Here is a 17,228-nt window from a genome sequence, read left to right as displayed (position 1 = left end):
TGAGAGGATTTGACATGGTTCACAATACGCCCATAGGACGAATAATTAAGGCCGATACAATCAGCGATGCATGGTATCGGGGACTCAATATAATATGGAATCACGGGGAAAATGTAACTGATGAAAGAGGCAGCAAAATCAAGGAATTCATGAATCTTATGATTGTTATCGATGATCCTTATTCCAATGAGATACCTGCTGACATTTCCTGGAATCAGGAACGTCTGGATGAATATGCAAAACAGCTGATTACGGGGGAAAATCCTCAGGACTTCGAATATACTTATGGGCAGCGATTACGCAACTGGGATGAGCGGGTGGACCAGATCTCCTATATAATTGATAAACTTAAAAACAGTAATACCACTCGCAGGGCAACTGCTGTAACATGGATACCATACATTGATACTGAAGTTGATGAAGTGCCATGTATGATTCTCGATGATTTCAAAGTCCGGAACAATCGGGTTCATATGACCACTCTTTTTCGCAGTCATGATTTCGCAGGAGCCTATCCTGCAAACCTTTACGGTCTTTCACAGCTTCTAAAATATGTGGCACAGAATGCCGGTTATGAAACAGGTACTATTACAACGATCAGTGTATCTGCACATATCTATGAACATGACTGGGACCGTATTGAAAAGATTGTAACAGGAGTGTGCTAAATGAGGGTAAAAATCAGTCGTACCAGTGTGGAGGGTGAAGTTTTTGCACCTCCTTCAAAAAGTTACACGCACAGGGCAATCACTATTGGTTCCCTTTCTGAGAAATGTGTTGTTCGCAGACCTCTCATTTCGGAAGACACCAAGGCTACGATCCGTGCATGTAAAATGCTTGGCGCACAGATTAATGAGGAGAAAGGGGACCTTTTTATTGAGGGGGTAAAAGGGAAACCTCACATCCCTGAAGATGTAATTGACGTTGGTAATTCGGGTACAACACTGCGTTTCATGACTGCTGTGGCATCCCTTGTGGACGGTGTATCGATTCTTACGGGTGACAATTCCCTGCGAACCAGGCCAAATGGTCCCCTTATTGAAGTTTTGCGTGATCTGGGTGTGGAAGTAATATCCACTCTGAATAACGGTTGTGCTCCCCTTGTAGTTAAAGGAGGATTGAAAGGAGCAATTGCCAAGATAGATGGCTCCATCAGTTCCCAATTCATCTCCGCACTTTTGATAGCATGTCCCCTCACAAGACAGAGTACCACTCTTTCAATAAAAGGTGAGCTTCGTTCAAAACCCTATGTCAATGTCACTCTCGAAATACTGCGTAAGGCCGGAGCTGAAATATTTGAAGATAGTAACCATAATATCAAATTCATAATTCCTCCCAATCAAAATTACAATTTAAGGGATTATCTGGTCCCAGGAGACTTTTCATCTGCATCATATTTACTGGCCGCTGCCGCAATGACCAGCTCCAGGGTAGTTGTGAAGAACATGTTCCCTTCCCAACAGGGTGATATGGCTATAATTGACATACTCAAGCAAATGGGTGCGGGAGTATCCTGGGATAAAGAAAACGGTGTGGTAACGGTTAATGGGCATGATCTTAAAGGTGTACGGGTGGATGCTGCAGCAACGCCGGACCTTGTGCCAACCATAGCAGTCCTGGGTGCTGTTGCTGAAGGACAAACCGTGATAGAGAACGCCGAACATGTCAGGTACAAGGAAACTGACAGGCTACATGCCATGGCTGTAGAACTCAAGAAGATGGGTGTTTCTGTAAAAGAAGACCAGGACCAACTGACAATAAAAGGGGGTAAACTTAAAGGTGGTGACCTGCACGGCTGGCATGATCATCGTATCGTAATGGCACTTACGATTGCCGGTATGGTTGCGGGTGATACAACCGTGGATACGGCAGAATCGATATTTATCTCCTATCCCAATTTCTTTGATGATGTCAGGTCCCTGGGTGCTGATGTTGTTGTGAATAAACAGTGATTGTGATCCATGAGATACGATGTTGCCGTTGTGGGAGCCGGGCCTGTGGGTTCGGTTGCCGCAAGACATGCTGCTCTACAAGGGGCAAAGGTTGCTCTTTTTGAGGAACATGCAACTGTCGGAAGTCCGGTCCAGTGTGCAGGCCTTTTGAGTGTACGTGCTATGGATGAATGTGGTATAAGTCCCAATGACCTTTCGGTTATTAACAGTGTCAGGGGTGCTTTTGTGCATTCCCCGGAGGGGACCTGTCTTCCTATAGATGGTGGGCGTACCCGTGCCTTTGTGGTCTCACGCAAGATGTTTGACAGGAAACTGGCATCCCTGGCAACTTCCGAAGGTGTGGATATTTTTTTGAATTCAAAAGTTGTTGCAATAGATAACAGTTCAGGTTTTAACAGGTTGCATGTCCAAAGATCGGGGGAATCTGAGGTGGTCGAAGCCTCGGTGGTCATAGGTGCAGATGGGGTACGTCATGGTGTGGCTTCCATGGTAGGCCTGCCGGCTCCTTCACGTATTATGTCTGGAATCCAGTTTGAAATTCAAATGGAAACAATTCGCCAGGACTTTGTGGAGCTCTTCGTAGGTACCTGTGCGCCTGGTTTTTTTGCATGGGTAATTCCATTGTCAGACGGCACTGCAAGGCTTGGACTTGCAACTGATAATATGGGCAGTAGTGATTCTTTATCATATCTCTGTGAACTTAAAAGAAATTTTTCAAAAACAGGGCGTGCAGTAGATGGTATGCTGGATTTTGTAGTGGGAGGCATTCCTATAGGTGTTGCAGCCAGTACTTTTTCTGACGGTGTATTGATCTGCGGTGACGCAGCAGGTCAGGTAAAACCAACATCAGGGGGTGGTGTTTATACAGGAGCTGTCTGTGCAAAGATAGCAGGTGAAGTTGCTGCAAAAGCAGCATTTGAAAATGATACTTCCAAATCCCGGCTGGGAGAATATGAAATTCGCTGGAAGCAGTCTCTGGGAAAGGAGTTAAATATGGGGATGAAAGTGCACGACTTTGTAGGTAGTCTTTCAGATGAACAACTCAATGAATTATTTTCATCCCTGGCAGAACCGAATGTACTTTCATTAATTGAAAAGTATGGGGATATGGATCATCCTTCCATATTATTGCGTAAATTCATGAACCCATTAAATTCCAGGCATCTAAAAGGTTTTTTTATAGCTTTTTTGAAAACCCTGCTGTGAATTCAGTATATACTGACCCCTTTTACACTTTTTATGTTAAGGATTTCATTTACAGTGTCCCCTGAGACCTTTGAATCAGTGATGATTGTCATTTTAGCCTGATCGGTAAAATACGGATCATCTGAAACTGCCTGTCTTATACTGATACCATTAGCGGCGATTACGCCTGATACTTCTGAAAGAATGCCTACTGTTGCCGCATCTTCAGGTGTAATAATTATTACTCCAAGTCCCAATGCAGGAGCCACATCCCTTAAGAAGGGAATTGAACGTACATTCTGGAATATGTTTCTAAGGGTTTCATCTTCAAGTATTGTGTCTGTAGTTGCATCTACGACCCGACGGTCCACACCTGCCTCTTTCGCGAGTTGGGTATGTGCAATATCTATCTTACCGGAGGTCACTTTCCCATCCTCACTTACCTGAAAACCTCTTTCGAATAAAATTTTCAGTACCTTTTGTTGGGCAGGATGTTTTTCAAACTTTTCAAGTAACATTTTCCACATGCAAATCACTATTCATTCAAATTATAAATAGAATTAAGTTCTTTGTAGTTTGTTATCTCTTGCAATGTTTAGGTGGTCACTTCTTATTTTGTTTTTGTATGTAGGAAGAAAGACATTTTAAGGATAAAATCCATCATAATACAACCTGATTTGATCGGTTAAATGTGCTTTTTACGAATAAAAGATCCCTTTTAGGGGTTATACACAAATATTTTACAATGTTTAATTATTAAAATACGGGATTAGGATTATCATATTTGTGTGGAAGGAGGTATTTTGTGAAGGTATACAAAGATTATGGAGATCTGCCAAAAATCAAGCTTCCGCTTGATCAGGAGGTTTGTATCAGTGATAGTACCATCAGGGATGGAGCCCAAATGCCGGGTATTGTCTTAAAAAGCGGCCACAAGGTTCGAATTTATGACTATCTGCATGAGATAGGCATTGAAAAACTGGAAACTTTCGTTTATAATGAAAGAGATCGCAAAGCCATCGAACTCATGCTTGACAGGGGCTATGAAGTACCTGAGGTTACGGGCTGGGCACGTGCAAAAACAGAAGACATAGATAAGGTCTTGCAGATTGGCGGTCTTAATGAAACCGGTATATTGATGTCTGTTTCCGATGTTCACATTCTGGAAAAGATGGGATTGCCCAGCAGAGAAGCTGCCGAGGACAGGTACCTTGAAGCCCTTCAGTATGCAGTAGACCATGGCCTTGCTACCCGTGCTCATGTGGAAGATATGACCCGTGCCGATAATTATGGTTTTGTCTATCCAATGATTGAGAAGATAATGGAAATTGACCCGGAATGTACCATAAGGGTGTGCGACACCATCGGCTATGGAATACCTTTTGATGGAGTGGACGAACCCTATGGTATTCCCTCAATTACCAAATATCTCAAAGATGAGATTGGTGTTAAAAACATCGAAAGCCACTGCCATGATGATTTTGGTTTCGCTTTTGCAAATTCTATGGCAGCTTACTGGTATGGTGCAAACTGGTCCAATGTAACATTTATGGGTATAGGTGAAAGGGCCGGAAATGCTGAAATGGAAAAATTGCTTTTGTTCCTGGGCCAAAGGGTAGAAGGCTTTGATAAATATAATCTTGATGTCATAACTGAATTCTCTGAATTCATGCAAAAAGAAATCGGTATACGTGTACCACGTAATAAAGCCGTGGTTGGTAAGAATGTATTCTCTCACGAGTCAGGTATACATGCTGCCGGTGCTATTAAGAATCCTTTCACATACGAACCATATCCCCCGGAGGTTGTGGGTGGAGAACGTATATTCCTTGTAGGCGATTCCTCAGGTACCGAGGTCTTAAGGTATAAGATTCAGGAAACCCTGAGGGAATTACTTGATGTACAAATCACTGTGGAGAAAAAGGACCCCAGGCTTAAATCCATACAGAAGGATATCCAGGCACTCTATGACAATGAAAAGCGTGTATCCTGTATCTCTGATGAGGAAATCCAGGGTTATGTCGAGAAATATTTCTTGTTCGAACCAGTTGTAGAAAAGAACATGAGCAGGGAAAGTGCCTATTCTGGTGAATTTGTACCAGATCCCCTTTCAAGAAAGAAGAAAGATGTATAAGGTAATTATCAACCTTATACATATTTACTGTTTTTATTTAATTTTGCTGACAATAGCATCTGTCATTTCACTGAGTTTTGCACTGCCGCCCATATCGTAAGTTACATACTTACCTTCGGAAATGACTTCTTCCGTTGCTTTGAAAATAGCATTTGCATTGTCTTTTTCTCCGAGGTAGTCAAGCATCCAGGCACCTGCAAGAATTGTTGCAACAGGATTTACTTTATCTTCTCCTGCATATTTCGGTGCTGAGCCGTGTGCAGGTTCGAACATTGCATAATTGTCCCCGATGTTTGCGGAATATATTAGGCCGATACTTCCTATAAGAGCGGAGCATTCCTCGCTGATAACATCCATGAACAGGTTTGTGGAAAGCAATACTTTCTTGTTGAAAAGTTGCGGGTTCTTGATAAGTTGCTGGGCAATATTGTCGATATGGTATTCCCAGATGTCAATATCGGGATATTCTTTACCTATATTCTCGACTTCTTCCAGGAAAGTTCCGCATGTTTGTTTGAGAATGTTGCTTTTGTGGATTGGAACGACCGTGTCATATCCACGTTTTTTTGCTTCTTCAAAGGCATACCTTGCAATGCTACGGCAGGCCGGCCGGGTAACTTTACGCAGTGCGATATACACATCATCCGTCAGTTTAACTTCTTCTCCTATGTACATTCCTTCCGTTCCTTCACGTACACAGATAAAGTCAACCTCACCAAGGGGTGTATTTGTGTTGGGGAATGTTTTTGTAGGACGGACATTTGCGTAAAGATTGTATTTCTGCCTGATTGATACTGCGACACTTTTTGGAGAACCTGCACCTCCGGGTGTGGTAGTTGGTCCTTTGAAACAGGCATCGGAGCTTTCCAGTATTCCCCATGTCTCATCGGGAATTAGGGAATTTCCACCGTTTTCCTCCCACCAGGCGGCACCGGCTTCACAGGGTACAAACTCCACATCCGTGCCTGCTGCCTTTGCTACTTTAAGCATGGCATCGACAAGTTCCGGCCCGACTCCGTCTCCTTTAATAACTGCTGCAGTTTTACTCATTTTAATCACTTCTATAATTACTTATGTTTATAAGGCTAGATGTGCCCCTGTAATGTCTCCATCATATATATGCTATCTGCCCGGTTGACCGCAATAATTATAGTTTATATTTTTGATGATATGGGGAGGTTTATTAGATTAATTGAGCTAATTTCATTTCCTCAGTATTTTTATATTGCAGGGGATCATACTTTCTTTCATGTCCCCTAACATTCCTATTACTGATGAGCATATACATATTGACCCACGAGCAAAGGGTATTGATGCTGTAAAACAATTCCAGAATGCAGGCGGGACTCATATGATGGTGGTCTCCAAACCGACATGGACTCTTGGGGTCGAAGTTGTAAAACCGGATGACTATCGTGTTGTATTTGATGAAACTGTGGATATTGTCCGCCAGATCAATGAAATCGGGGTTGGTGCTTTCCCGGTGCTTGGTGTACATCCGGCAGAAATCACCAAACTATGTGAAAGAATGGAACTTGAAAATGCCACCTCCCTTATGAAAGCGGGTCTGGAGATTGCATCTGAATATGTAAACGAAGGCCTTGCTGTGGGATTGAAAAGCGGACGTCCTCATTATCCTGTCTCAGATGAGGTGTGGCAGGCTTCTAACTCAATAATGTCTCATGCTTTTTCCCTGGGTAAAGATCTGGGATGTGCTGTCCAGCTGCATACCGAAAGTGTGGGGGAAGCTGAGCTGGAGGATATTGCCAGCAGGGCCAAAAGTGTTGGTATCCCTCTGGAGAAGGTTGTGAAGCATTATGCACCTCCACTTGTGGATGTCTGTGAAAGAATAGGCCTGTATCCAGGTGTACTTGCCGGCAAAGGAGCAATTGAAAAGGCCCTTGAACAGGGTAGCCGTTTCATGATGGAGACAGATTATATTGATGATCCGCAACGTCCCGGTGCAGTACTTGGTCCAAAAACAATTCCCCGGCGAACCCTGAAACTTGTTGAAACCTATGGGGAAGAAGTTTTCTGGAAAGTCCATAAGGAAAATATCGAAGCTGTTTATGAAGTGGACATTGAAATTTAAAGAATTGGAAGCGTAATTGTATTGTTTTGAGTTAGCAATAATTATCTATATTCTTGTTCGTTATAACCTATCAGGAGATAATTAATGAAATTTCTTACCGATAAATTACCGGAAACTGCAAACGCATTTGCAGACATGCGTGCATCGCTTTTCAAGGACAGCGCTCTGGACACAAAGACAAAAGAATTGATCGCTGTTTCTTCATCGGTCCTTATGAGATGTGAAAAATGTGTAGAAATTCATGCTTCCCGCGCAAAAGATAATGGTGCAACCGAGGATGAGATTGCGGAAGCAATTGCAGTCTCGATGTTTATTGCCGGAGGTTCGCAGTTACACTGGACCCGGAAATATGATCAGATTTTTGAAAATACAAATGAATGAAACTGTTGGTGTCATTGTTATTAAATTTTAGACTCCGAATCCTTCCTGCAAACATTTTTCTCTGCGGCATCCGGCTGTTAAACGAAGTTCTTCTCTTATTTCAATGCAATTTTGCCATAATCCGTGAACATTGCAGTATGCAAGGGCGCAGAACTCTCTGTATTTGCCAAAATATACCAGTCTGAATAATGCATCAGGTGAAGTTCCCGGGGCGAAGTTGACCCTTCCGATCTTGATCGTATTCAGCATTTTAGTGCGTGCATACAATTCAATCCATTGAATTTGATGCTGCAGCGAGTTTGGATGTTTCAAATTTTCCCCGACTACAACATGGATGTAATCCTTGCCGCTGTTGCCATGATTTTTGAGAACCTCAATAGAAGGTATGTGTCTTTCTTTTGATTGGTAGTCGTATTTGTGTGACCTATCATTTTTCATAATTTCCGATGAATTCATAATTTAGCCTGCTTGTAACCTTTAAAATATGATAGTTTCTCAGAATGTTGTCTCCACTCTCCTTACAACTCCTCTGAGCAGTCTGGAAAGAATGTCCGAGCCCGTCATTATTCTTTTATCTTCATCTGTCCAGTAGATTATCACGTCCTGGTCAATAATATCTCCTTTATCGTGTTCAGGATACATCCTTAGTTTTGGAATTACTTCCTCTAACCTGGTTTTTGGTGACATTACGATAACGGGCCTGTGACAATACTCTTCAGGATCAATGGTTATGTTGCCATAGGCTAAATCTCTCAAAAGATCATCACTGTTAAGTGTACGTATGGGATTTCCCTCTGGATCTGTGATGATAATCCACTTTTTACCGGATTCGCTGATTTTTTTGAGGAAAGGATCTTCAAGGTTTTGTTTAAATTCTGGGAACACCGGTTTTCTGTTTTTTGTGGGAAGGGGAATAATACTTTTGGGGTCAATTGGGTTGCCTTCTTTTGTGATCTTTGTGTCATCCATTGTCAAAAAATTAAGAGCACCCTGGCCCTCTACACTACCGATATCAGATCTTGCAGACTGTATGTGTCTCTGGAGGACTTTTTTAAGGGACCTCTCTTTGAAGAACATTATTTCCTCTTTCCCCAACCACCAGTCAAGCATTATTGCCGAAGGTTTTGCAAAAGGATAAAGGATTAATTGATACATCTTGACTAATGGAGTCAGATATGCTCCGGCTTTCAGGGCTTTTCTGGTGAAATATGCCTGGGGCATAATCTCACCAAAACAGGTTATTATGACAGTGGAGAATACAAAGGCAGCAGTACCACCCATTATTGAATCTGTAATTAGGGCAATCAGAACATTTACGGCAACGTTTCCCCATAATAAAGTTGTTAAAAGATAGTTGGAATCCCTTCGGATGTTTAGTATTTTTCTTGCATCCCTATTGCCTGATTCGGCTTCAGTTTCCAATCCCAGCCTGCTCAATCCGAAAAGTCCAATAGTAAGGCCGGAAAACATTGCCGATTGACTGACAAAAAATAAAAGTAGAACCCAGGTTATGATTTCCATATTTTGCTTCCACTATAATTGTGTGACAATATATTTAAAGTTACTCTAGCATTTACAGAATCAATTATTGTTTCCACTCTATTACATGAGATAATAAGGTTGTAGTTTATAGTTTATAGTTTTCGTTGCTATTCATGAAATATATAATATAATATAATATAATATAATATAGGCATTTTTGAATTCGATTTTATATTAGAACTTTTATGTTTTCTGTAACCAAAAGTTATAATAGTTTTTAATGTAATATTCATGTGCCTATACAAAATAGGTTTTGAGTGAGGGAAAAATATGACTGAGAAAACAGCATTAGACTGGATAGCAATTGCTCTTGTAGTAATTGGGGGGTTAAATTGGGGATTGTTTGGTATATCACAGGACTATAACCTGGTAGAACTTATCTTTGGATATAGTGCAATAGCGCGTGTTGTCTATATCCTTGTAGGATTGGCTGCCCTGTATATGATATACTTTGCAAGCAAAGACCACCAGTAATTCGGTGGTCTTATTTTTTTGTATTTCTCCGTTTCTGCAATAGCAAACCTTTAATTCTTCCCTACAATATTCTCTTTTCACATCTAATCTTCAAAGACCTTTTAGACTTACAGGACACATGTCTCTCAAAAACATAATGATAAAGGGTGCCAAAGAGCACAATTTAAAGAATATTGATGTAGTGTTGCCCAGGGATAAATTGATTGTTATCACGGGTTTAAGTGGCTCGGGCAAGTCATCTCTTGCTTTTGATACGATCTATGCCGAAGGCCAGCGTCGCTATGTTGAATCGCTTTCATCATATGCCCGGCAATTCCTGGGGCAGATGGAAAAACCCGATGTTGAATACATTGAAGGTCTATCTCCTGCTATTTCCATCGAACAGAAAACCACCAGCAAGAATCCCCGCTCTACCGTGGGTACCGTTACCGAGATATACGATTACCTGAGATTGCTGTTTGCCCGTATAGGGGTTCGCCACTGCCCGGATTGTGGACGTACAATCGAGCCCCAGAGTGTTGACCAGATTGTGGACAACATAATGAAATTCCCTGCAAAAACCAAACTACACATCTTGGCGCCTGTTGTACGGGAGCGTAAAGGGGAATACAGGAAACTTCTCGCTGACATCCGTTCTGACGGTTATTCCCGTGCACGTGTGGATGGGGAGATAACCCGGCTAGATGAAGCTGATTCCCTGGAATTGGGGCGCTACAATAAACATAATATCGAAATTGTGGTTGACAGGCTTTCCATCAAAGAAGGAATAGAAGAGCGCCTCTCTGATTCAGTGGAACAGGCCCTTGCCAGAAGTGGCGGTATTGTTATAGCTGATATTGTCGATGGTGACGAATTTGTCTTCAGCGAAAAACTCGCCTGTCCTCATTGTGGTAGCGGTTTTGAGGAGCTGGAGCCTGCCATGTTTTCCTTTAACAGCCCCCAGGGAGCATGTGATGTATGTCACGGCCTGGGAACTTCTATGGAATTCGATCCGGACCTAATAATCCCTGACAGTTCCCTGTCTCTCAATGAAGGAGCAGTTGAACCGTGGGGTACGAGAAAAGATGGCTATTACATGCAGTCTCTCCAGTCTCTTGCTGATCATTTCGGATTTTCTATGGATGCTCCGTTTGAAGATCTGGAGCCACAGTATCAGAATATGATTCTCTATGGGACGGCTACCAAGGTCCCGATGGTCCATACCGGTAAAGGTGGAGGTATCTGGAAACGCAACAGTCGCTTTAAAGGTGTAATTGCTGCCATTTCCAAGATATACAATCGCACAGATTCAGAGAATACCAAGGACCGGCTCAAACGGTATATAAGCACCAAACCATGTCCGGCCTGTGAAGGTGAAAGGCTCAAGCCAGCCAATCTGTCTGTTTTCATAGACGGGTTCAATATAATCCAGACAACTCATATGTCTATTGAGGATTGTCTCCATTTCTTTGAAAAACTGGAACTTCACCTGAACCAGCGGGAATTTACCATAGCCCGCCTGATATTGAAAGAAATTAAGTCCAGACTGGGTTTTTTGGTTGATGTGGGTCTTGATTATCTAACTTTGAGTCGTTCAGCATCCACTCTTTCGGGAGGGGAGGCCCAGCGTATCCGTCTTGCCACCCAGATAGGTTCCAGCCTGATGGGAGTACTGTACATTCTGGATGAACCGAGTATTGGTTTGCATCAGCGGGATAATCTAAGGCTTATCAACACTCTCAAACACTTACGTGATATCGGTAACACCGTTATTGTTGTGGAGCATGATGAAGAAACAATAATGAGCGCCGATCATGTTGTGGATATGGGGCCCGGAGCTGGTATTCATGGAGGTGGTCTGGTAGCGGAGGGAACTCCTTTGGAAATTATGCAAAACCCGGATTCTCTCACAGGGAAATACCTTGAGAGGAAACTAAAGATTCCGGTTCCGTCGGAAAGGCGTACTCCTGAGGGTTTCATAAAATTGATAGGAGCTGGTGAAAACAATCTCAAGGAAATTGATGTGGAATTTCCTCTTTCTGTAATGATATGTGTAACCGGGGTTTCAGGGTCAGGTAAAAGTACACTTATCAATGAAACCCTGAATAAAGTGTTAGCCCGCAAACTCAATCGTGCCAGGGAGAGAACCGGAAAATATTCCGCTATCGAAGGTCTTGAAAATGTTGATAAGGTAATTACAATAGACCAGTCTCCCATTGGCAGGACTCCCAGATCCAATCCGGCTACCTATACCAATCTCTTCACACCCATACGTGAATTATTTGCCCAGACAAAACTTTCCAAATCCCGCGGCTATAAACCGGGTCGTTTCAGTTTCAATGTACGTGGAGGCCGTTGTGAGACCTGTGGCGGGGAGGGAATAATCACTATTGAAATGCACTTTTTGCCCGATGTTTATGTGCCCTGTGAAGTCTGTCATGGCAAACGGTATAACAGGGAAACCCTTGAGGTCACTTACAAGGATAAAAGCATAGCCGATGTACTGGATATGACCGTGGAAGAAGCTCTTGGTTTTTTTGAGAATGTTCCAAAAATAAAACGTAAGTTACAAACGCTTTTTGACGTTGGTCTGGGCTACATCAAACTAGGCCAGTCTTCAACTACGCTTTCAGGAGGGGAAGCCCAGCGTGTCAAACTTGCTACTGAACTGAGTAAACGCTCTACCGGCCAAACAGTGTATATTCTTGATGAACCAACCACCGGATTGCATTTTGATGATGTCAGGAAGTTACTTGAAGTGCTCCAGCGCCTTGTAGAGGGAGGCAATACAGTAATTGTCATAGAGCACAATCTGGATGTTATAAAGGTTGCAGATTGGATTATTGACCTTGGTCCTGAAGGTGGAGAAGGTGGAGGACGTGTTGTTGCAGAAGGAGTGCCTGAAAATGTGGCAAAGGTCGAAGGTTCCTATACAGGTGAATTTTTGAAAAATATTCTCTCCTGAAAATTCGGCCACAAGGTTTATTTTCTTTCAGGAAAAAATTTACATGACTAAAATACTGGTTACCGGGTTTACCGGGGGTGTATGTATGGTAAGAAAAATCCGTTGCAAGAATATCAAGAATGACCTCGAATATCTTGGGGATATTATGTCACATCAGGAAGGCAGGGAGCCTACTCCTGATGTGGCCAGGTTTAAAACCCAGATAGAATATAAGAAGACACTATGCAAAATACTAAGGGATGAAAAAGAGAAGGAAGAGCTTGATCGCTGATTCCTTCATATATCATATTTTTCAAAGCAGGGAAGGCAGTAATAGTTGCCGTTCATAACTCTTGCCCGGCTTTCCATCATTCCTTCGCCGCATTCGCTGCAGATGAGGGTCTGGAAAATAACTGCCTTTTCAGGTGGTTTTATTTCGATTTCCTCAATTTTGAACAGCTCTTCAAGAGGCATGTTCAGGACTTCATGGGATTTTTCTTCATGTTTTTGCTTGAATTGTTTCTTTTCCTCTTCTGTAGCAATGCCTTCTCTGATCTTTGGAAACAGGTTCTGATGTTCTTCATCATTTTTCATCCCATCAGGTTTTACCACAAGTCGCAGAGCTTTATCATTTCCCCGATTGAAGAAAGTGTATGCATGTTTTCCAAAATCACGGTATATCAGATTACCTTTACCGAAGGTGCATCCATTAACCACCTGTATGGCATCCACAGAGCATGACTTGTTTTCAACTATGCAAACGAGCTCTTCGTCTTCTGCCCTTATGTTTTTGAAGTGTTCCTCTGCTGTTTTTGCAGCCCTGAATCCCAGGGATAAGCCGGGACAAAGATGGCCGTGAAACTTTATTGCGTCTTCAATTTCCATTAAATTCCTCATAGGTATTGTTTTCTTAATTTTTCAACTGTAATTTCAACTTGCTTGACGGCAGTACCGGTATATCTGTAAGGATCAACAAGTTTTTCGATATCCTTCTCATTAAGATAGCCGGATACCTCTTTATTTGCAAGTAGGGTTTCACGCAGGTGTTTTCCGCTCTCATGGGCCTGCATGGCAGCTGTACGTACGATTTCATGGGCTTCCTGCCTGCCGACACCTCTTTTTGCAAGTTCTATCATGACAGCTTCGCCCATATTTAGTCCTTTGAGCAATTCAAGATTACGCTTGATGTTTTCCGGGTAGAAGCGCAGGTTATCGGTCACACGGATACCGAGTTTCAGGATGTGGTCGGTTAATACACACGTTTCCGGGAAAACAACCCTTTCACATGAAGAGTTTGTAAGATCCCTCTCGTCCCATAATGTATTATTCATAAGTTCAGGTTCAATCATGGAGCGTACAATTCTTGCAAGCCCGCAGATCTGTTCGGATTTGATGGGGTTGCGTTTATGGGGCATTGTAGAGGAACCTACCTGTTTTTTGCCGAAACTTTCCTCTACTTCTGCAAGTTCACTTCTCTGCAGTGTTCGTAATTCAACACCAATTTTATCCAGTGTTGTTACGACATTTGCCATCCACATGACAAATTCAGCATGACGGTCCCTCTGGATAATCTGGTTGGAGACATCCACACCTGTGATACCAAGATATTCCATCGCTTTTTTCTGGATTTCAATACCCTTTTCACCAAAAGCAGCCTGGGTGCCGACAGCGCCGGTCATCTGGCCTACCTCTACCCTGGGCTTGAGCTGTTCAAGTCTCTCTATATGCCTGCCAATCTCGGAAGCCCAGATTGCAAAACGCAGTCCATAGGTTGTTGGTACACCGATCTGTCCGTGGGTTCTGCCCGCACACACAGTTTCTTTGTGTTCTTCAGCCCGGCGCAGGAGCACTTCCAGTAGTTGTCTGATTTTGGGTTCCATTACTTCAATGGCGTCTTTCATCTGGAGGCCGGTGGCTGTATCCAGCATATCATTTGATGTTGCACCGAAATGTACCCATTTACTGGCATCTTCACCACATTTTTCGGAGATGGCAAGCACAATTGCCATCATGTCATGGTGGATCTCATCTTCGATTTCTTTGACCCTTTTGAGTTCCACATTTTCAATGCTTTGCTCTATTATCTTAGCAGCATCTTCTGGGATTAATCCCACATCAGCTTCTGCTTTTGCAAGGGATGCCTCTGCTTTCATGATACATGCCAGACGGTTCTCTTCACTCCAGACATGTTTCATTTCCTCGGTTCCGTATCGATATTCTATGGGATGGATGGCCATTGATATTCTCCTTTTGTGAATTGGATCAGTGCGTTAATTACAATGGCATACAGATTGTTTTTAATTATAATTACCTATGTATTAACCCTGTGGTTTTGCGATTTTAATTATAATTCAATCGTATGCCTCTATTTCACTCAATTTTAGACTATATTTCATCTTCCACATAATATGTAGATTAATACCCATACAGACATTTATCATAAGTAAGTTTTCTTAATATCAGTCAATTATACAATTTGGTTTTAAGTGATATTTTGGCATAACCTACATTTTTTAATACTTTGAAAATATATGAAACAGGGGTGCATCATAATGGGAATTGATAGGGTTATACAAGAACAGAAAGAGAAACAAAATGGTAAAAACATAAAAAAATCACCTATAAATGAACCTCCACGATGGAAAATAAAGTATCCTAGTCCTTCTATTGAAAGGCCTGTTAGTGAATATGAAATATCACACGTTACTTTAGAAAATAAGACGGCAGAATTGGAATCTGTGAAAAACAATTACGGGATACCCAATGATGAAAAAATCAGACTGAAAAGAAAATTGAAAGCTGAAATTAAGCACATCAAGATAGCGTTAGGGTATGAAACAAACATAGATGTGATAAATCCTTCTACAAATGAATACAATTATTCTTCTGATAAAACAACATTTTACAAACAACCACTATCGGTATCGAAACCAAAATCTCTATCTGAAAAATTAGCTTCCAAAGTAGGTGATATATTCAAATCCATTAAAGGTAAAAATTGAATATAGTATTGTTTGACAACATGCTGATTTTATTGGGGCAATTATGTCTTCAGGTAATAACAAAGAAGATAAGAATAAATGTTGGTATTGTAGCGAATCACCAACAAATATGAAATATTCTTATGAAACTGGTGGTGAAAAAAGAGTCAACACAGAAAGGGAAGGGTTCTTATTCAAATGTAAACGTTGTGGACATTCTTTTTGTGTGAATCATCGATTGCCAGAAAAACATGAATGCCCTGTTTCATATGAGGAGTTCAAGTCTAGACAGAAATCCAAAGTTGACTATGATCCTTATGAAGTAGTTCAACCGATTTTGAGAAGAAATTATCCAGTAAATAGTAAATCAGATGAAGCTCGAATCAGTTATAGAACACCTACTCCCAGTACACAAATAAATGAAATATATAATCCATCCCGAAGAAATTGGATTTTGAACAATAAGATTCTTTTATTAATGATACTTGTAATCTTAATTGCAATCGTATATTATTTATTCATATAATTTATCATAGTACACCTGCATTATGAAATGGGGAATTTAGGATATAATATGCGTAGATTTTTTGAAAGTGTATTCATTGTTTTCTATTCATATAATTTCCAATATTGTAATTTATAGATATAAAAATGTAAAAGATTTTTATAATATAGAATTATCTTTTAGTAAAGATGATATCTATAAATAAATTATTACCAAAAAAAGAGCGTATATTTTATTTATATTCTGTTATTGCATTGGTTTTGGCAATTTATTTATTCTATCAGTACTTAGCATCGTCCCATCCAGAAATTAAACCTATTTTTGTGCGATATTTTATTTTAGACACTTCGAATTTAAATACAAATATATTTCTGTCAAGTTATACGCATATAAATTTTGTTCATTTATTTGAAAATATTATATTGTATTCATTATTTCTCATAATGAGTTTTCAGTATATTGAAGATAAAAAGAAGTTCAAATCTCTTATGATTAGATGTCTTCTAATCTTTCCGATTGTAAATTCTTTCCTTCTAATACCTTTCATCGAAAGCGGTATGGGCCTATCAGGAATTGTAAAATGTTTACAGGGTTACTTGTTTTTTGCATCATATCGATATGTTAAGGATAAATACCATCTTCCAATAAACGTATATCATGTTTTTATTTTCATTCCAATTAATATACTATCCATTTTTTTATTTTTATCTCTATCTAATATATCAGTTCCTTCATACATTTTGCTATTTATAGTGCCAATGTTAATAATATTGCCTTTATTGTATATAGAACAAAGATTTTCTAAAAAATCAAAAATAGAAAATGTGATTTCTATACTGTTGGAAAATTCAAAAACAAAAATGTTAGGTAATTTTAAAATAGGATTTTATACATTGGCCTTTATAATTATTTTTATTATACCCTATGAATCATTTATTCCATCTAGAACTACAGGTTGGGAATCTCATCTGATTGGATGGATTTATGGACTAATAGTATCGGGCAGATTACTTCTTCAGAAACAATGTTTTTAAAAAGAAACGAGAAGATATTTATTAT

Annotated in this window: 18 protein-coding genes; 12 read left to right on the top strand and 6 right to left on the bottom strand. The window is 40.7% G+C overall.

Features of this window, described 5'->3' with window-relative positions; translation table 11 throughout:
- Positions 1-14 precede the first annotated feature (14 nt).
- The 3 genes from BHR79_RS00540 to BHR79_RS00530 are packed head-to-tail and all read left to right on the top strand — an operon-like array spanning position 15 to position 3,158.
- Complete coding sequence (locus BHR79_RS00540; RefSeq protein ID WP_072560280.1) at positions 15-668, top strand: thymidylate synthase; 654 nt, start codon at positions 15-17, stop codon at positions 666-668.
- Complete coding sequence (gene aroA / locus BHR79_RS00535) at positions 669-1,952, top strand: 3-phosphoshikimate 1-carboxyvinyltransferase (protein ID WP_072560278.1); 1,284 nt, start codon at positions 669-671, stop codon at positions 1,950-1,952.
- A gap of 9 nt (positions 1,953-1,961) precedes the next feature.
- Positions 1,962-3,158 (top strand): NAD(P)/FAD-dependent oxidoreductase, encoded by a 1,197-nt coding sequence (locus BHR79_RS00530; protein WP_072560276.1) that lies wholly within the window; start codon positions 1,962-1,964, stop codon positions 3,156-3,158.
- A 2-nt stretch (positions 3,159-3,160) separates the two neighbouring features.
- On the opposite strand, the gene BHR79_RS00525 is transcribed toward BHR79_RS00530, so the two are convergent.
- The gene (locus BHR79_RS00525; RefSeq protein ID WP_072560275.1) at positions 3,161-3,664 is read right to left on the bottom strand and encodes an amino acid-binding protein; all 504 of its coding nucleotides are present in this window, start codon (positions 3,662-3,664) and stop codon (positions 3,161-3,163) included.
- A 278-nt stretch (positions 3,665-3,942) separates the two neighbouring features.
- On the opposite strand from BHR79_RS00525, the gene BHR79_RS00520 reads away from it, so the two are divergent.
- A complete protein-coding gene (locus BHR79_RS00520; protein ID WP_072560273.1) occupies positions 3,943-5,271 on the top strand; it encodes a homocitrate synthase/isopropylmalate synthase family protein in 1,329 nt (442 codons plus the stop codon).
- A gap of 33 nt (positions 5,272-5,304) precedes the next feature.
- On the opposite strand, the gene BHR79_RS00515 is transcribed toward BHR79_RS00520, so the two are convergent.
- Complete coding sequence (locus BHR79_RS00515; protein ID WP_072560271.1) at positions 5,305-6,321, bottom strand: isocitrate/isopropylmalate dehydrogenase family protein; 1,017 nt, start codon at positions 6,319-6,321, stop codon at positions 5,305-5,307.
- 199 nt (positions 6,322-6,520) lie between these two features.
- Between BHR79_RS00515 and BHR79_RS00510 the strand changes: the two genes are divergently transcribed.
- The gene (locus BHR79_RS00510; protein WP_072560269.1) at positions 6,521-7,363 is read left to right on the top strand and encodes a TatD family hydrolase; all 843 of its coding nucleotides are present in this window, start codon (positions 6,521-6,523) and stop codon (positions 7,361-7,363) included.
- Positions 7,364-7,447: 84 nt separating this feature from the next.
- Positions 7,448-7,744: a carboxymuconolactone decarboxylase family protein gene (locus BHR79_RS00505; RefSeq protein WP_072560267.1), complete on the top strand. Its 297-nt coding sequence runs from the start codon at positions 7,448-7,450 to the stop codon at positions 7,742-7,744.
- Positions 7,745-7,771: 27 nt separating this feature from the next.
- On the opposite strand, the gene BHR79_RS00500 is transcribed toward BHR79_RS00505, so the two are convergent.
- Both BHR79_RS00500 and BHR79_RS00495 read right to left on the bottom strand, forming a co-directional pair.
- Positions 7,772-8,200, bottom strand: coding sequence for a desulfoferrodoxin family protein (locus BHR79_RS00500; RefSeq protein ID WP_072560265.1), 429 nt, complete (start codon positions 8,198-8,200; stop codon positions 7,772-7,774).
- A 39-nt stretch (positions 8,201-8,239) separates the two neighbouring features.
- Positions 8,240-9,265 (bottom strand): DUF21 domain-containing protein, encoded by a 1,026-nt coding sequence (locus BHR79_RS00495; protein ID WP_072560263.1) that lies wholly within the window; start codon positions 9,263-9,265, stop codon positions 8,240-8,242.
- A 291-nt stretch (positions 9,266-9,556) separates the two neighbouring features.
- Here BHR79_RS00495 and BHR79_RS00490 point away from each other — a divergent pair, with 291 nt between their 5' ends.
- The 3 genes from BHR79_RS00490 (at position 9,557) to BHR79_RS00480 (ending at position 12,975) form a co-directional block, all read left to right on the top strand.
- On the top strand, positions 9,557-9,760 hold the full coding sequence (locus tag BHR79_RS00490) for a DUF378 domain-containing protein (protein ID WP_072560261.1): 204 nt from the start codon (positions 9,557-9,559) through the stop codon (positions 9,758-9,760).
- A 118-nt stretch (positions 9,761-9,878) separates the two neighbouring features.
- Positions 9,879-12,704: an excinuclease ABC subunit UvrA gene (uvrA, locus tag BHR79_RS00485; protein WP_072560259.1), complete on the top strand. Its 2,826-nt coding sequence runs from the start codon at positions 9,879-9,881 to the stop codon at positions 12,702-12,704.
- 85 nt (positions 12,705-12,789) lie between these two features.
- A complete protein-coding gene (locus tag BHR79_RS00480; RefSeq protein WP_129597019.1) occupies positions 12,790-12,975 on the top strand; it encodes a hypothetical protein in 186 nt (61 codons plus the stop codon).
- 5 nt (positions 12,976-12,980) lie between these two features.
- Here the strand turns inward: BHR79_RS00480 and BHR79_RS00475 are convergent, their stop codons facing one another.
- Both BHR79_RS00475 and purB read right to left on the bottom strand, forming a co-directional pair.
- Positions 12,981-13,568, bottom strand: a complete 588-nt coding sequence (locus BHR79_RS00475) for an FmdE family protein (RefSeq protein WP_072560255.1) — start codon at positions 13,566-13,568, stop codon at positions 12,981-12,983.
- An 8-nt stretch (positions 13,569-13,576) separates the two neighbouring features.
- Entirely contained in the window at positions 13,577-14,920 is a 1,344-nt protein-coding gene (gene purB / locus BHR79_RS00470) for an adenylosuccinate lyase (protein ID WP_072560253.1), read from the bottom strand.
- A gap of 315 nt (positions 14,921-15,235) precedes the next feature.
- Here purB and BHR79_RS00465 point away from each other — a divergent pair, with 315 nt between their 5' ends.
- The 3 genes from BHR79_RS00465 to BHR79_RS00455 all read left to right on the top strand — a co-directional run bounded on the left by BHR79_RS00465 (position 15,236) and on the right by BHR79_RS00455 (position 17,203).
- Positions 15,236-15,685: a hypothetical protein gene (locus tag BHR79_RS00465; RefSeq protein ID WP_072560252.1), complete on the top strand. Its 450-nt coding sequence runs from the start codon at positions 15,236-15,238 to the stop codon at positions 15,683-15,685.
- Positions 15,686-15,728: 43 nt separating this feature from the next.
- Positions 15,729-16,190, top strand: a complete 462-nt coding sequence (locus BHR79_RS00460; protein WP_072560250.1) for an AN1-type zinc finger protein — start codon at positions 15,729-15,731, stop codon at positions 16,188-16,190.
- 167 nt (positions 16,191-16,357) lie between these two features.
- Complete coding sequence (locus BHR79_RS00455; protein ID WP_072560249.1) at positions 16,358-17,203, top strand: hypothetical protein; 846 nt, start codon at positions 16,358-16,360, stop codon at positions 17,201-17,203.
- Positions 17,204-17,228: the final 25 nt, after the last annotated feature.

It is taken from the genome of Methanohalophilus halophilus (assembly GCF_001889405.1).
In the GTDB taxonomy this organism is placed as follows: domain Archaea; phylum Halobacteriota; class Methanosarcinia; order Methanosarcinales; family Methanosarcinaceae; genus Methanohalophilus; species Methanohalophilus halophilus.
This window is presented reverse-complemented; position numbering and strand designations above follow the sequence as displayed.

Bases quoted from the DNA above. Each gene is read 5' to 3' on its own strand.
- BHR79_RS00540 (WP_072560280.1), top strand. From the start codon at position 15: ATGGTTCACAATACGCCCATAGGACGAATAATTAAGGCCGATACAATC.
- aroA (WP_072560278.1), top strand. From the start codon at position 669: ATGAGGGTAAAAATCAGTCGTACCAGTGTGGAGGGTGAAGTTTTTGCA.
- BHR79_RS00530 (WP_072560276.1), top strand. From the start codon at position 1,962: ATGAGATACGATGTTGCCGTTGTGGGAGCCGGGCCTGTGGGTTCGGTT.
- BHR79_RS00525 (WP_072560275.1), bottom strand. From the start codon at position 3,664: ATGTGGAAAATGTTACTTGAAAAGTTTGAAAAACATCCTGCCCAACAA.
- BHR79_RS00515 (WP_072560271.1), bottom strand. From the start codon at position 6,321: ATGAGTAAAACTGCAGCAGTTATTAAAGGAGACGGAGTCGGGCCGGAA.
- BHR79_RS00510 (WP_072560269.1), top strand. From the start codon at position 6,521: ATGTCCCCTAACATTCCTATTACTGATGAGCATATACATATTGACCCA.
- BHR79_RS00505 (WP_072560267.1), top strand. From the start codon at position 7,448: ATGAAATTTCTTACCGATAAATTACCGGAAACTGCAAACGCATTTGCA.
- BHR79_RS00500 (WP_072560265.1), bottom strand. From the start codon at position 8,200: ATGAATTCATCGGAAATTATGAAAAATGATAGGTCACACAAATACGAC.
- BHR79_RS00495 (WP_072560263.1), bottom strand. From the start codon at position 9,265: ATGGAAATCATAACCTGGGTTCTACTTTTATTTTTTGTCAGTCAATCG.
- BHR79_RS00490 (WP_072560261.1), top strand. From the start codon at position 9,557: ATGACTGAGAAAACAGCATTAGACTGGATAGCAATTGCTCTTGTAGTA.
- uvrA (WP_072560259.1), top strand. From the start codon at position 9,879: ATGTCTCTCAAAAACATAATGATAAAGGGTGCCAAAGAGCACAATTTA.
- BHR79_RS00480 (WP_129597019.1), top strand. From the start codon at position 12,790: ATGGTAAGAAAAATCCGTTGCAAGAATATCAAGAATGACCTCGAATAT.
- BHR79_RS00475 (WP_072560255.1), bottom strand. From the start codon at position 13,568: ATGGAAATTGAAGACGCAATAAAGTTTCACGGCCATCTTTGTCCCGGC.
- purB (WP_072560253.1), bottom strand. From the start codon at position 14,920: ATGGCCATCCATCCCATAGAATATCGATACGGAACCGAGGAAATGAAA.
- BHR79_RS00465 (WP_072560252.1), top strand. From the start codon at position 15,236: ATGGGAATTGATAGGGTTATACAAGAACAGAAAGAGAAACAAAATGGT.
- BHR79_RS00460 (WP_072560250.1), top strand. From the start codon at position 15,729: ATGTCTTCAGGTAATAACAAAGAAGATAAGAATAAATGTTGGTATTGT.
- BHR79_RS00455 (WP_072560249.1), top strand. From the start codon at position 16,358: ATGATATCTATAAATAAATTATTACCAAAAAAAGAGCGTATATTTTAT.